Source organism: Undibacterium sp. TJN25 (genome assembly GCF_049339885.1).
In the GTDB taxonomy this organism is placed as follows: domain Bacteria; phylum Pseudomonadota; class Gammaproteobacteria; order Burkholderiales; family Burkholderiaceae_D; genus Undibacterium.
Map to the genome: position 1 here is coordinate 25,905 of NZ_JBMPPM010000007.1, position 13,389 is coordinate 39,293.

The following is a 13,389-nucleotide window of genomic DNA, read 5'->3' on the forward strand; positions in this document are numbered from 1 at the left end:
GGCTCAGGAAAACCGCCCCGCAGGAAACGCCGCCGGTGCGCGCACCATGCCTTTCCAGCGCAGGCCTATCACCAGCGCGGATACCGCCACGCAGACTCCGCCAAATACCGGAATCGGCAAGGCAAACCAGAATACCCGAACGCCGAAGAAAACGCCGGTCAGCAGCATGGGCACGGCAATCGTCACTATCCTGGCGAGTGCAGCGCGGGATTCGCTCAGCGCGGAAAAATCCGCCAGCACAAAACCCGCCACCAGCAGCGATGCAAAGGCGCCACCCAGGCTGAACACGACATATTCAAAATCAATGCTGGCGGCCAGCAGGGCCAGCACGCCGCTTAGCGCGCTGACGGCCCACGCCAGCAGCAGCCTTTTCAGCAATGCCGCGCCCAATAGCCGGTTCAGCGCCTGCCCTTGTGGCATCGCGGGTGCCAGCCTGAGCAGCGCCTGCTCTGCCGTTGTCCTGCGCATGGAGTAATACAGCGAACCGACAAACATCATCACCGGCAGCATCATGTACAGCAGCACCAGGCAGACGATGAGCGGTGTGTAGCCATTGCCCTGCCCCAGGCCGCCCCACAGCTTGAGTCCAACGGCGCACAACAGAAAAATGCAGGGAGTGAACAGCAGCCCGCTCCAGTGGCATTCCACGCCGAACACATACAGGATCAGCCGGCCGGCGGGCGCGCCGTTGCTGCAATCACGCTGCAGCGACGAATGGTACCCCAGGCTATATAGCTTGCCGATGCGGTTCGACTGTCTGGCCTGACTGGAAAGCTTGCCGTTTTTTAATGCCTGCGCAGTGCGCGCCATTTCGCCATGCCATTGCCAGTGGCGGTCGCCGCCGGCAGGGAAAAGCATACGCAGGGCGATCGCGCCAAGCACAATGTCCACGCTTACCCCGAGCGCAACGGCAGACGCATGCCCCATCACCGCCAGGAGCTCGCCCGGGGAAGGCAGTAATTTTTCCAGCATGGCGTGCGAAACCACCCAGGCCAGCGGCAGAAAGTTCATCCATCTGAAGCGCGTAGCAAGGCTCACCAGCAGCATGCCCAGCAGCGCCAATAAAAACGTCAAATCAAAAGGCAGCTTGGTCCATGACAATGTAACGGCGATCATCAGCGGCAAAGCAAGCCACGGCAACAGTATGGTCCGCATCAGGCGCTTGCGCAGGCCGGGAGCAAGAACGGCATTAGCTGGCGTATTCTGGGCAACCACGCTTTTCAGCAACAGCCATCCCCACATGATGGTCAGCATCATCAGGAAAACGCTTACCGCGAAATAGGCGGCATTCGGCGAGGCTGAAAGGAAATAGAAAAGCGTGCCGGACATTACCGCAAACGCCAGCAGCAGCCAGCTCAGCCACAAGGTTCCCATATTGCGCCGTTCCCGCACCGGCTGCATCAGTATCTGCCAGTAGGCATTCATTGCGTCACCTCGACGAACAGGTCTTCCAGGCCTATGGCCTCCACCCGCAGCGCCGACTGCGCATGCAGGCTGGCAAGGTCTTGCACATCGGTCTGGGCGATGATGCTGATGTTGCCTGCCGCATCGGTGCCGCGCGAGATTTCGCCATGCAGTTTCAGCGCGTGGAAATTTTCTGCGGGGCCGGTGATGCGGCGCGCGTTTTCCAGCAATTCGTCCAGCGGCGCCTGCAAGCCTATCTTGCCATCTTTGAGGAAAGCCACGTCCATGGCAATGCGTTCCAGGTCGGACAGGATGTGCGTGGAAAAAATGACCGTGGTGTCGCGCTCTATGACGCCGCTGACCAGTTCGCGCAAAAAATCGCGCCGCCCCGCCGGGTCCAGGCTGGACACCGGCTCATCCAGCACCAGAATCTCCGGGTCATGCGCTAGCGCGCGGATGATGGACAAGCGCTGCTTTTCGCCGACGGACATCTGGCCTATCGCCCTGCCCAGCATCGCAGGCGTAAAGCCCCAGCGCTGCAGTAAGGCATCTACCTTGGCGGTGTTCCAGCGCGGATACATGGCCTTGAAATACTCCAGCATCTGCGGCGGCGTCAGCCATTCAAACAGCTCCGGCTTTTGCGGCACATAGCCGATGCGCGCGCGGGCAGCATCGCTCAGCTGCGTTGCCGGTTCGCCCAGCAGCGTAATGCTGCCGCCTTCGGTTTCGCGCAGGCCCAGCATGCATTCCAGCAGTGTCGATTTGCCGGCCCCGTTGCGCCCCAGCAGGCCCACGACCTTGCCGGCGCCGATATTCCAGTCCAGGCCGCGCAGCACCTGCTGCGATGCGTACCGTTTGCTGATGCCTGTCATTTGCACGATGTTTGCGGTCATTGCTTGTCCTCCAGGATTTTTTTAAATAAGGCCAGTGCCGTTTTTGGATCCAGTTCCAGCTGCCGGGCTTCCGCCGCCGCGCGCTCCAGCGTGGGTTGCAGCAAGCGGATGCGTTCCGCCATGTCGCCGCTGCCTTCCCCCCCGGTGCCGCCGGCTTTACGCCTTTCCGCCACCAGCATGCCCAAGCCGCGATTGCGCTGCAGTACGCCCTCGGCTTCCAGCATGCTGTAGGCCTTGGATACCGTCATCGGGTTCAAGGCCAGCTGCTGCGCCACATCGCGCACCGAAGGCAGGGAATCCCCTGCCGCCAGCTGGCCGCCGGCCGCCAGCCGCCGCACCTGCTCCACCAGCTGGCGGTAGATCGGTTCGGCGGAGCCGGTGGAAATGGAAAACAGGTCGGGCGGATGTTGATTCATTGCAGCTTCTTGCCTACTGTATTAGTTGATTAATACAGTAATACATTAAATACGCGCGGTCAAGCTGTTGGCTGTTTTATTTTTTGGGAAAGGAAAATGGAATGCAGAAGACAGCAAGAGGAAGGCAATGCAGCGGCTCCGTGCCGGGGCCGCATAAAATCAGTGAACGGCTTTGCCTGCCTGTATCGCCGCCACCGCCTGTTCCAGCACGGCATCGCGGCCCGCGCGCTGGTCTTCCACCGTCTGCGCTGCGCTGATATCCGGCGCTATCCCCTTGCCGACAAACTCACGGCCATCTGGATAATAGTCATGCTTGACGCAGATGCGGGCGGTGCCGCCGCCGGGCAGTTTCAACGTCAGGGGCTGGCCGGTGCTGCCGCCGGTGGGCGTGCCGACAATGATGCCGCGTTTCATCGTATCAAAGGACACGAGAAAGTCTTCCGCGGCTGAAAAGGTTTTCGGCCCGGCCAGCACCGCGACCGGCCCATCGTACACTTTAGGATGCGCCACTACATAGGGGGTAGAAAAAGCGTTCAGCTGCGGCCTCAACAGCATCAGGTCTGTCCCCTTTGCGCGCTGGGTATTGCTTTCCTGCCGCTCAAGGCTGAGGGAAACGGGTATGCCTTTTTTGCTAAGGAAGCTCAGTATGTCGTAGCCCAGATTGCTGGAGCCGCCGCCATTGGCGCGCACATCCAGTATCAGACCCTTGGCTTGCAGTATCTGCGGAAAGACTTTTTCAAACTCCCTGGGACCGTTTTTATCCTCAAAGTTGCCCAGCACCATATAGGCGATATCCCCCGGCAGCATCCTGAACTCAAATTGCGGCGGGTACAAGATATCGCGCACCTGGCCGCGCTGCACCGTTTCCACCCTGTCCTTGCCCTGGGCGTCTCGCAGGCCCAGCCGGATATCCGTATTTTTCTCTCCCAACAGCAACTGGTAAGAGTACATGCGCACCTCCTTGTCCTGCGGCGTGGAACTGCTGGCCAGCGGTGCTACCCGCTGTTGCGCATAGTCATGCACAGGCATGCCGTCAATGCTGGTGATTTCATCGCCGGCATGCACGCGGCCGGCGAGGGAACGGTTGTACACGTCCGTGATGAGCACCGTACCGCCGATCAGACTCGTGCGCAGTGCAGGCCGTGAATAATAGATGTCGCTGAGCTTTTCGGGAGGATAGATATTAGTGTGGCCGTCCTGCAGCAAAGGCGCCAGCCGCAGCATGACGTCATAGTATTCGCGCGTGGTTTGCGCCGCCAAGACCTGGGGCAGGAAATCCATGTAGACCTTGTCCCAGTCCAGATCCGGCACGTGGCTGAAATGGACGAAGCTGCGTCTGGCCTCGGCCCAGAACAAAGACAAGCCCGCCACGCGCTCCGCCACGCTGAGCTTTTCCTGGTAAGCGCTGCCGATCACCGACTTATTACCCATGCTTGCCGGCATCGCTTGCTGCTTCAAAAACTGCTGGTAACGCGGCTCGCCCTTCAAGGAATCAAAATTGCTCTTCAACATGGTGTCCAGGCCGGAAATCATCGCCCGGCTGGAAAAGGATTCCAGCGTGTCCAGAGCCGGGCCTGCATTTCCTTCGCGCGCATCGAGGATGGCGGATTCCAGCCGCAGGTCGCCCAGTTTCGACTCCAGGGTATAGACGTTGACGGACAAGTTGCCGATATCTGCCGCTTGCAGGGCGCTGATGCCCTCTGCATATCGCCCGGTTGCGGCGGCGGCGCCGTCCTTGCCGGGCGTATCCTTAGCCAGCTTTGCGGCGGCATTCCTCAACTGGCTGACCTGCTGGCGCGCTGCAAAAACCTGCTTGTTGGCCTCTTCGATCTTGCCGCTGATATCGTCGGCGGCAGACGCGACTGAAAAAACGGTGCTGCCGACCGACAGCAATGCCCAGACCAGAAACACCCTACCCTGACTCATTTTCATCAACACGTTCCCCTAACCTGCCATCCATGCACAGCCCGGAAGATGCCGGGCACAAAACAAAGTAACATTGCCTGTCAGGCAACGCAGGAAGTGTACGAAAGGAAACTGTTTTTGTCCATAGCGCACGCGCCGGCAAGCTGCCGACCCGGTCCGCTACGACGTAAAGATTACAGCGTGAAGATGAACGACGTAGCCTGCTCGGTGGATACCACGTCCAACTTGGCCCTGTGCGAACGTGCTATTTCGGCGACGATGAACAGGCCCAGACCTAGGCCGTCTTGCGGCGCCTTGGCGGCTCCGCGCCAGTAGGGTTTGAACAGCTGGGCAATGATTTCCTGCGGAATGGCAGGGCCGTGGTTGGTGACGGCTATTTCCAGCCGGCCGCCGCTGCCCCTGGCAACCACCCGCACCGGCTGGTCGGACGCGCCGTGGACCAGGGCATTGTTGAGCAGGTTGGACAGCAGTTGGCCCAGCCTAGCCACGTCGCACAGCACGGTGTCGGCAATGGCGATGTCGGCGCGGATTTCCCTGCCGGGGAAAGCACTGCGGACCTCCTCCACCACCTGTTGCAAGCCGGCGGCCAAGTTGCTTTCATGCCGCATGTCCAGCGAGATGCCGCCGCCCATGCGGCCGCGGGTGAAGTCCAGCACATCGTCCACCAGTGTGGAAATGCGGTAGGCGCTGCGGCGTATGCGTTCTATGATGGCGACGGATTTTTCATCCGGCGGACGGAACAGCAGGATGTCGGTGCCGCTGATGATGGATGCCAGCGGCGTGCGCAGGTCGTGGCCCAGCACCGCGATGAACTGCTCGCGCAGCTCCGCCGTTTCGCGCTCGCCGAGCAGCGCCGCATGGGTTTCCTCAAGCTTTTTCTCGTCTTCCAGCTGCAGCGAAATCAACTGCGCAAACAGCGTCATCGTGGCGACCGTGGCCTGGTTGCTGAGATCCGCCGGCTTGGGGTCCAGCCCGCACAGCGTGCCGAAATACTCGCCCGACGGGCGGAACAGCGGAATCGAAAAATAACTCTGGAAGCCATAGATGCGCGGCGTGTGGTGATCGTGGTATTTCACACTGGCACTGACATGGTCGATGATGATGGCGGCGCCGCTATCGCGCACTTCTTCGCACAGCGTGGTCGTGACATCCAGCCCATCGCCGACCTTCAGGCCGAAATTGAGCTTGTCCAGTACGGCGCAGGTGGTCCATGAATCCTTGGTGACGCGGGCCACGGCGGTGAAGCCAAGACCGGTCATGTCCGACAGCGCCTGCAGGATGGTAGGCACTGCGCCGATTGCCTGCACCGCCGAAATATCGGCAGCGATTGCCAGATTCATCTTGTTCCTTGGATGTGCTTCAATTCCGCCATGCAGAACTGATGGTGATGATGGCGATACGTTGCCGGACCTGTAAAGTACCACAGGATTTTATCGAAACCGATGTTGAAATACGAGAATGCCGATGGGATTTTCCCAAGAGAAATAAATGCGTTGTTCAGTCGCACTTTGTCCCATTTGTCTCATTTAGGCGCTGAAAACAGTTTGTATTTTCTTCTGCGCCAATTGATATTATGATAATCAACACGTGCAATGCCACCGGCAAGTTTGCTTGCTGCCCTGGCAGGCCCTGTTGATCCATTTTCACTATCCATCGTTTTTTGGAGAAAAGTATGCCCATGTTTACCCAGCGTCATGCAGCGCTGGCTGCATCGCTTGCCCTAATGTCCGCAGGTGCGTTTGCGCAACAGCCCGCCCCCGCCGCAGAAAAGCCGGCGATTACCGCAACGGCCAAGGCCTCTGCCAAAATGGATATCGCCATCCCGGACATCCCGTACACCAAGTTCGTGCTGAAAAACGGCTTGACGCTGCTGGTGCATGAAGACCACAAAGCGCCCATCGTGGCCGTCAACACCTGGTACCACGTCGGTTCCAAGAACGAGAAGCTGGGCAAGACCGGCTTTGCGCATCTGTTTGAGCACCTGATGTTCAGCGGCAGCGACAACTTCAACCATGGCTACATCAATGCGATGGAGCGCATAGGCGCGACCGACCTGAACGGCACCACTAATAACGACCGCACCAATTATTTCGAGAACGTGCCCACGTCGATGCTGGACTACGCCCTGTTTGCCGAGAGCGACCGCATGGGCCACCTGCTGGGCGTGCTGGACCAGAAGAAGCTGGACCTGCAGCGCGGCGTCGTGCAAAACGAGAAACGCCAGGGCGAGAACCAGCCCTACGGCGTCACGCGGCAGCTATTGACTGAAAACACCTACCCGGCCGGCCACCCCTATTCGTGGACCGTGATCGGCTCCATGAAGGATCTGGACGCAGCATCAATGGAGGACGTGCAGGACTGGTTCAAGACCAATTACGGCCCCAACAATGTGACCTTGGTGCTGGCCGGCGACATCACGCCGGAGGTCGCGCGCCAGAAGGTGGAAAAATACTACGGCGACATCCCGGCCGGTCCGCCGCTGGCCAAGCATGAAGCCTGGATCGCCAAGCGCACCGGCACCCACCGCGGCACCGTACAGGACCGCGTGCCGCAGGCGCGTCTGTATCGCGTATGGAACGTGCCCGGCGTCGGCACCCCGGAAGAAGCGCTGCTGGACCTGGCCGCGCAAATACTGGGCGGCGGCAAGACTTCCCGCCTGTACAAGCGCCTGGTGTACCAGGACCAGACCGCCACCAGCGTCAATGCCAGCAATTACACCAATGAGATCGGCGGCCAGTTCCGGCTGACGCTGACGGCGCGCCCCGACGGCGACCTCAATAAGGTAGAAACAGCCGCCGCCGAAGAGCTGCAAAAACTGCTGAAGAATGGCATCAGCGAACAGGAGCTGCAACTCGCCAAGACCACCATCCTGGCGGAATACGTGCGCATTGTCGAACGCATAGGCGGCTTCGGCGGCAAGAGCGACCTGCTTGCCAGCTGCATCACTTATACCGGCAACCCCGAGTGCTACAAGACCTACCTGAAGCGCATCAAGGAAGCAACGCCGGCCAGCATCAAGAAAGCCGCGAATGAATGGCTGAACGATGGCGACTACGTGCTGTCCGTGCTGCCCTACCCGACCAACCTCGCCACGACAGCGAAGCTGGACCGCAGCAAGGAGCCCGCGCTGGGCCAGCCGGAATCGCTGAAGCTGCCGCCCATGCAAAAAACCACGCTGTCCAACGGCCTGAAGGTGGTGCTGGCCGAACGCCACGCGGCGCCGCTGGTTAATTTCACGATGATCGTCGATAGCGGCTATGCATCCGATTCCAGCGCGCTTCCCGGCGTTGCCAGCCTGTCTTCCCGCATGCTGGAAGAAGGCACACCGACCCGCAGCTCGCTGAAGATCAGCGAAGAACTGGAAGCATTGGGCGCCACCTTCTCGGCCTCCACCAACCTCGACAGTGCCCAGGTCAACCTGAACGTGCTGAAAGCGACGATGCCCAAAGGGCTGGACATCTACGCAGACCTGCTGCTGCACCCGGCCTTCCCTGAAAAGGATTTTGAGCGCCTGAAAAAAGACAGGCTGGCCGCCATCCAGCGCGAAAAAACCACGCCGCAGGCGATGGCGTCGCGCGTGATTCCTGAACTGCTGTACGGCAAGGGCCACGCCTATGCATTGCCCTTGAGCGGCAGCGGCACCGAAGCGGCGGTCACTAAAATGACGCGCAGCGACCTGGTCAGCTACCACGGCACCTGGTTTAAGCCGAATAACGCCACGCTGCTGATCGTGGGCGACACCACACTGGCCGAGATCAAGCCCTTGCTGGAAAAAGCCTTCGCCGGCTGGAAAGCGGGCGACGTACTCAAGAAAAACATCGCGGAAGTCAAGCAGCCTGAAAAAACCGTGGTCTACCTGCTGGACAGGCCGGGTGCGCTGCAAAGCGTCATCGCCGGCGCACAGCTGGCCCCGCCGCGCAATGCGCCGGATGCCGTGCAACTGGAAACCGTCAACGACGTCTTCGGCGGCGCCTTCAGCGCCCGCATCAATATGAACCTGCGTGAAGACAAGCACTGGTCTTACGGCGTCTATTCCGCCATCTACCCAGCCGTGGGCCAGCGCCCTTACCTGAGCTGGTCGCCGGTGCAAACCGACAAGACCAAGGAAGCGCTGCAGGAACTGGTGAAGGAATATGCCGGCATCACCGGCGCCACGCCCATCACCGCGGAAGAGCTGAAAGACGCGCAAACCAACGAAACCCTGGGCCTGCCGGGATCGTTTGAAACCGCCGCCCAGCTCAGCAGCGCCTACGCCAAGATCCTGCAATACAAACTGCCGGAAGACTACTACAACACGTACACGCAAACCGTGATGGCGCTGACGCCCGACCAGGCCAACGCCCTGGCCAAACGCAGCATCCTGCCCAAGCAGCTGATCTGGGTCGTGGTAGGCGATATGAGCAAGGTGGAAGCAGGCATCCGCGAACTGAACCTGGGCGAAGTCCGCAAGATAGACGCCGACGGCACCCCGGTGAAGTAATGCCGTAAGCGCCATAAAAAATCCCCGCCTGAGCGATCAGGCGGGGATTTTTGTTTGGAACTGCACAGCAACTTCATTTGCAGGCGCATCCAATAACACCTTGCATATCGTAACCCCCGTAGCCTGGATGAAGCGCAGCGCAATCCGGGAATGCTCCACAGGCTATTTGGTACACATCCCGGATTACGCTACGCTCCATCCGGGCTACCGATACATCACACAATCACACAATCACAATCACACAGCAAATACTACCCCGCCAATGCCTTGTTCTTGTCTGCCAGCGTCTTGATCAGGCCGTTGACGCCGCCCTTGGCGATTTCGCTCTCAAACGTGCCTTTGTAGGTTTCCACCAGCCACGCACCGAGGATGCTGATATCGTAGATTTTCCAGTTACCGTCCACTTTTTCCATGCGGTAGTTGAGGCGGATCACATCGCCGCGCGGCTGCACGACCTGTGAGCGCACTTCCACGCCGTCCGTCGCCGCGGCATCACCCTTGAACGGTGCAAAGGTGATCTTCTGGTCTTTCACCTGCGAGATGACGCCAGAATAGGTGTACACCAGCAGGCTGCGGAATTCCTGGATCAGCTGCGTCTGCTGCTCAGGTGTCGTATCGCGCCAGGCCGGGCCGGCGGCCAGCGAAGTCATGCGCTGGAAATCGACAAAAGGCAGGATTTTTTGCTGCACTAGCGCCAGGATTTTTTTCTTGTCGCCGGCCTGGATTTCCTTATCCGCCTTGGCCGTATCCAGCACATCGGTGCTGATGCGCTTGATCAGTGCATCCGGCGCTTCCTGCGCGGCGGCAATATTAATGAAGCCGGTAGCGGTCAGCGTGAGCACCAGCGCGAGAAATTTATTCAGCATATTCATAGGGGGTCTCACTTATAAGCGAAGTTGAAGGGCGCAGCCCGAAGGCAGTGACGCCACAGTATCATAGTATTACCGCCAGCGATGTCAAGTTCACCATTCGTTACACGCTGGCCGGTTTCTTTACATTTGGCCGGATGGACGATAGCCGGACACGGGACTGCACTGACAAGCGCATGCCAAGTCAAGCCGGCACAAATATCGTCCTCAAAGTCTCTGTAATCGCCTTGTTCGGCAAAGTGGAAAGATCGGCCCTGACCTTTTGCTTCCGCTTGAAGGTCCAGTCGGATATAGGGATACGGGCTTCTTCATAATCGATCTGCAATACGGGCCGTGAGTCGGGGCGGGCATTTTTTGTGCCGTCTTCGGAGACCGCCAGCGAGCGTACTGCCAGCGGTTTCGCGGTGGCGCAATCGATCAGCGCTACCTTGGCAATGACGTGCATCGCGGCGATTTTCAGGAAAGGCGTGCCTCTGGTGTAAATGCCGGCGCCGGTCATTTCCTGGTTTGTCCTGCCGAGGAAATCGGTGGATTTATCCTTGGCCACCAGCAGCAGCGCATCCAGTGCGGAGGCCTTGCAGTATTTGCGCACAGCCGGTTCTGCGGCAGCCCAGTTCGGACCCGGATTGCCGCTGCTGGACCAGGAACTCAAGATCTCGTTGGCGGGTTCGAACGCGCTGGCGGCGTAGGCAGCGTGCACCACATTGAGCCGGTAGCGCTGCTGCAGCTCTTGGCTGAACTGCTTTTCATATTGCTCGTCTATCTTCCAGCTCGCAATATTGATCTCTTCGGTTTCATTTCCAAATGCCGTCATCCCCACATACTGCTGCGTGAACGATCTGGCAAGCACGGAGACCACCGCCACGCGCTTCAGCTTTGACAAGGCATCGGAGCTCAGCGGCACCTGCCGCGACGGCAGCGTGGAACAACCCGCTGCAACGAGACTGATGGCGACGATACCGGGCAAGCGCAAAGGGAACAAGGTCATGAACAGTGAGCGTGGAGGAAAACGCTAATGTGAGGTAATTTTTACCCCTTGTCAAACTCGCCTTCAGATGGTCACTGTAGTGGCCATTTAGTGCTCATGACAAAGGCCGGAAAGACCAGGGGCCATGACAGCGCTACTCCACTGCCATGGCCCCCAGGTGCGGGCGTGCAAATGCCGCGGCTTATTTCAGCGCCGGCAGCAACGGCGCAACATTGCCGTCATTTGGCAGTGGTTTCACGCCGATCAGCGACATCAGCAGCGGATAGACGTCCACGTTGTCGAAGGAGTTCAGCGTCACATGCCTGAAGGCCGGGCCGGAGGCCAGGAACAATGCGCCCATTTCCGGCGCGGCATTGTCGTAGCCGTGTGCGCCACCCTCGTTCGTGCGCTCCTCGCCTTTTTGGTCCGGTACGATCATCCAGCCGACTTCGGCCAGGCACAGGAAGCTGGAGACGCGGGCATTATGGCCGAACACAAAACGTGCAGGGATATCGCCTTTGCGCCAGCACTGCATGTGCTCGTGCGGCGCCAGCAGGGCGGCTGCGAGCGCGGCCTCCTGGCCGGGCGTCGCTTCTATGCCGGCATAGGTGCCGCTGGTAATCGTGCGGAAACTGTCTTCCGGGGCCAGCTTGTCCAGGCGCACGACGCGCTGCTTGCTGATGGCGGCCATACCGTGATCCGACACGACAACAATATTGGCGTTGACATTGCGCGCCTTGAGGCCATTCAGCAGCCTGCCGATGGCGGCATCCACGTGCGCGGCGGCCTCCGTGGTTTGCGATGCATCCGGGCCGAACTCGTGTCCCGCATGGTCCACATCATCAAAATACAGCGTCATGAAACCGAATGGCGATGCGGGCGCGGTGGCGCCATCTAGCCAGCCCAGCAGGGTATCCACTCTCGCCACGGGCGGCAGCTTGCCGTCAAACGGCAGCCACTTTGCGGGACGCACGCCCTGGATATCGGCTTCCGAGCCGGGCCAGAACATGGTGCCGGTGCGCACGCCCTGCTTTTCCGCCGTCACCCAGACAGGCTCGGCCTCATCCCACCAGCGGCGGTCTGCCACCGCGCCATGGTCGCTGAGCTTGAAGCGGCCATTGGGCTGTATCCTGGGATCTTCCATGGTGTTGCCGACGATGCCGTGGTGATCCGGCCGCAGGCCTGTCACCAGCGTGTAATGGTTGGGGAAGGTGATGGACGGGAAGGAAGGCCGCATCGCTTCCGCCAGCGCGCCGGTCGCCGCCAGTGCATTCAGGTTGGGCGTGACGCCGCGGTTCAGGTAATCGGGGCGAAAGCCGTCGATGGAAATGAGGATCACCGGCGCATAGCCCTGGTCTTGCCTGACAGGCTGCGCGCAACTGGCAAGCAAGCTGGAAACGGCGACGGCAACAGGGACTGCAACGAGCATGCGCGCGACCAGGCGCAGGCGGCTTGAAAAGGTAAGGCTGTTCACGGTGAATCCTATGAAGGTGGAATGTGGTGGCACATCATCGGCAAAGGCCGGCAGCTGGCTGCATCGTCCGCAGCCTTCTACGTGCTGTGCAGGCAAAAACCGCGTCAGCTTACGCAAAGAAAATGGGATTGTCTATTGGCAATATGTAGCATTTCGTATAGCGGAGATTACCTGCCTGCGGGTCATCAGGGCGACACAATAATCGGTTAGGGAAATACGATTTTTTAGGGCGGGAGAGAAAGCGGCAGCCGTTCAGGCGTGAAAAAAAAGGGGGAGATTTTGAAGCCTGGGCCGATGCGATATCGGCCCAGGTGGAAGCTCACTACTGGCCATTGATTACTTCAGCCGCATATCGTTTTTGACCGACTTCACGCCCTTGACGCCCTGCGCTACTTCCACCGCATGCTTGATCGCCGCTTCGGAAGTCACGAAGCCGCTCAGCTGGACCACGCCTTTGAAGGTTTCCACATTGATCTCCGTCGCCTTCAGCATGGAGTCGCCGAGGATGGCCGCTTTTACCTTGGTGGTGATGGCGGTGTCGTCGATATATTCGCCGGTGCCTTCGCGCGTCGGCGTGGGGGCGCAGCCGAACAGCGTGGCCAGGGTCAGTGCAAAAAAGAAGGAAGCGAACAGTTTGGATAATTTCATGGCGATACTCCTTATGGGTCAGTGAAAGACAATTTCGACAGAGCAAGGAAAGCAGAAAGACTGGATCGTTATTGTTGTGCCGGTGCTGTAGCAGCAGGTTCACCAGACACGCAGCCGGCGCCATGGGCAAGACCTGCCGCGCATTGACTGTATCGCTCATTGCGGCTGTAGTCAAATCTGCCTGCGCGAACAGTGGCGCAAACCGCAAAACTGGGCCTGTGGAACACCACGCCGCAGGCTTTGCAGCGCGCAAAGCAGCTTCTCTCCAGTTAGCACATAATAGCCGCTGGCACACGTCGCGAAACTGCTCTA

10 protein-coding genes are annotated in these 13,389 nt (G+C 59.6%); 1 reads left to right on the forward strand and 9 read right to left on the reverse strand.

The annotated features are described in order from the left end of the window. Positions 1-3: 3 nt before the first annotated feature. The 5 genes from ACO0LO_RS18075 to ACO0LO_RS18095 all read right to left on the reverse strand — a co-directional run bounded on the left by ACO0LO_RS18075 (position 4) and on the right by ACO0LO_RS18095 (position 5,979). Positions 4-1,425, reverse strand: coding sequence for a hypothetical protein (locus tag ACO0LO_RS18075; RefSeq protein WP_422965969.1), 1,422 nt, complete (start codon positions 1,423-1,425; stop codon positions 4-6). After that, positions 1,422-2,297 carry an ABC transporter ATP-binding protein gene (locus tag ACO0LO_RS18080; protein WP_422965971.1) on the reverse strand — a complete coding sequence of 292 codons (876 nt, stop codon included), beginning with the start codon at positions 2,295-2,297 and terminating at the stop codon, positions 1,422-1,424. Before ACO0LO_RS18080 ends, ACO0LO_RS18075 begins: the two co-directional genes overlap by 4 nt. Then, positions 2,294-2,713 (reverse strand): GntR family transcriptional regulator, encoded by a 420-nt coding sequence (locus ACO0LO_RS18085; protein ID WP_422965973.1) that lies wholly within the window; start codon positions 2,711-2,713, stop codon positions 2,294-2,296. Before ACO0LO_RS18085 ends, ACO0LO_RS18080 begins: the two co-directional genes overlap by 4 nt. 159 nt (positions 2,714-2,872) lie before the next feature. Next, positions 2,873-4,645 (reverse strand): S41 family peptidase, encoded by a 1,773-nt coding sequence (locus ACO0LO_RS18090; protein ID WP_422965975.1) that lies wholly within the window; start codon positions 4,643-4,645, stop codon positions 2,873-2,875. A gap of 167 nt (positions 4,646-4,812) precedes the next feature. After that, positions 4,813-5,979 (reverse strand): sensor histidine kinase, encoded by a 1,167-nt coding sequence (locus ACO0LO_RS18095; protein WP_422965977.1) that lies wholly within the window; start codon positions 5,977-5,979, stop codon positions 4,813-4,815. Positions 5,980-6,311: 332 nt separating this feature from the next. Here ACO0LO_RS18095 and ACO0LO_RS18100 point away from each other — a divergent pair, with 332 nt between their 5' ends. Then, positions 6,312-9,119, forward strand: coding sequence for a M16 family metallopeptidase (locus ACO0LO_RS18100; protein ID WP_422965978.1), 2,808 nt, complete (start codon positions 6,312-6,314; stop codon positions 9,117-9,119). 251 nt (positions 9,120-9,370) lie between these two features. Here the strand turns inward: ACO0LO_RS18100 and ACO0LO_RS18105 are convergent, their stop codons facing one another. From ACO0LO_RS18105 to ACO0LO_RS18120, 4 genes are all read right to left on the reverse strand, one after another. Continuing rightward, complete coding sequence (locus ACO0LO_RS18105; protein ID WP_422965980.1) at positions 9,371-9,991, reverse strand: MlaC/ttg2D family ABC transporter substrate-binding protein; 621 nt, start codon at positions 9,989-9,991, stop codon at positions 9,371-9,373. 181 nt (positions 9,992-10,172) lie between these two features. Next, positions 10,173-10,976: a hypothetical protein gene (locus tag ACO0LO_RS18110; protein WP_422965982.1), complete on the reverse strand. Its 804-nt coding sequence runs from the start codon at positions 10,974-10,976 to the stop codon at positions 10,173-10,175. Between the two features lie 181 nt (positions 10,977-11,157). Then, a complete protein-coding gene (locus tag ACO0LO_RS18115; RefSeq protein ID WP_422965984.1) occupies positions 11,158-12,429 on the reverse strand; it encodes an ectonucleotide pyrophosphatase/phosphodiesterase in 1,272 nt (423 codons plus the stop codon). A gap of 336 nt (positions 12,430-12,765) precedes the next feature. Beyond that, positions 12,766-13,077: a BON domain-containing protein gene (locus ACO0LO_RS18120; RefSeq protein WP_422965986.1), complete on the reverse strand. Its 312-nt coding sequence runs from the start codon at positions 13,075-13,077 to the stop codon at positions 12,766-12,768. Positions 13,078-13,389 lie beyond the last annotated feature (312 nt).

What these genes read in the sequence shown, in the direction of transcription:
- ACO0LO_RS18120 (WP_422965986.1), bottom strand. Translation starts at nt 13,077, where the DNA reads ATGAAATTATCCAAACTGTTCGCTTCCTTCTTTTTTGCACTGACCCTG.
- ACO0LO_RS18075 (WP_422965969.1), bottom strand. Translation starts at nt 1,425, where the DNA reads ATGAATGCCTACTGGCAGATACTGATGCAGCCGGTGCGGGAACGGCGC.
- ACO0LO_RS18100 (WP_422965978.1), top strand. Translation starts at nt 6,312, where the DNA reads ATGCCCATGTTTACCCAGCGTCATGCAGCGCTGGCTGCATCGCTTGCC.
- ACO0LO_RS18080 (WP_422965971.1), bottom strand. Translation starts at nt 2,297, where the DNA reads ATGACCGCAAACATCGTGCAAATGACAGGCATCAGCAAACGGTACGCA.
- ACO0LO_RS18095 (WP_422965977.1), bottom strand. Translation starts at nt 5,979, where the DNA reads ATGAATCTGGCAATCGCTGCCGATATTTCGGCGGTGCAGGCAATCGGC.
- ACO0LO_RS18105 (WP_422965980.1), bottom strand. Translation starts at nt 9,991, where the DNA reads ATGAATATGCTGAATAAATTTCTCGCGCTGGTGCTCACGCTGACCGCT.
- ACO0LO_RS18085 (WP_422965973.1), bottom strand. Translation starts at nt 2,713, where the DNA reads ATGAATCAACATCCGCCCGACCTGTTTTCCATTTCCACCGGCTCCGCC.
- ACO0LO_RS18110 (WP_422965982.1), bottom strand. Translation starts at nt 10,976, where the DNA reads ATGACCTTGTTCCCTTTGCGCTTGCCCGGTATCGTCGCCATCAGTCTC.
- ACO0LO_RS18090 (WP_422965975.1), bottom strand. Translation starts at nt 4,645, where the DNA reads ATGAAAATGAGTCAGGGTAGGGTGTTTCTGGTCTGGGCATTGCTGTCG.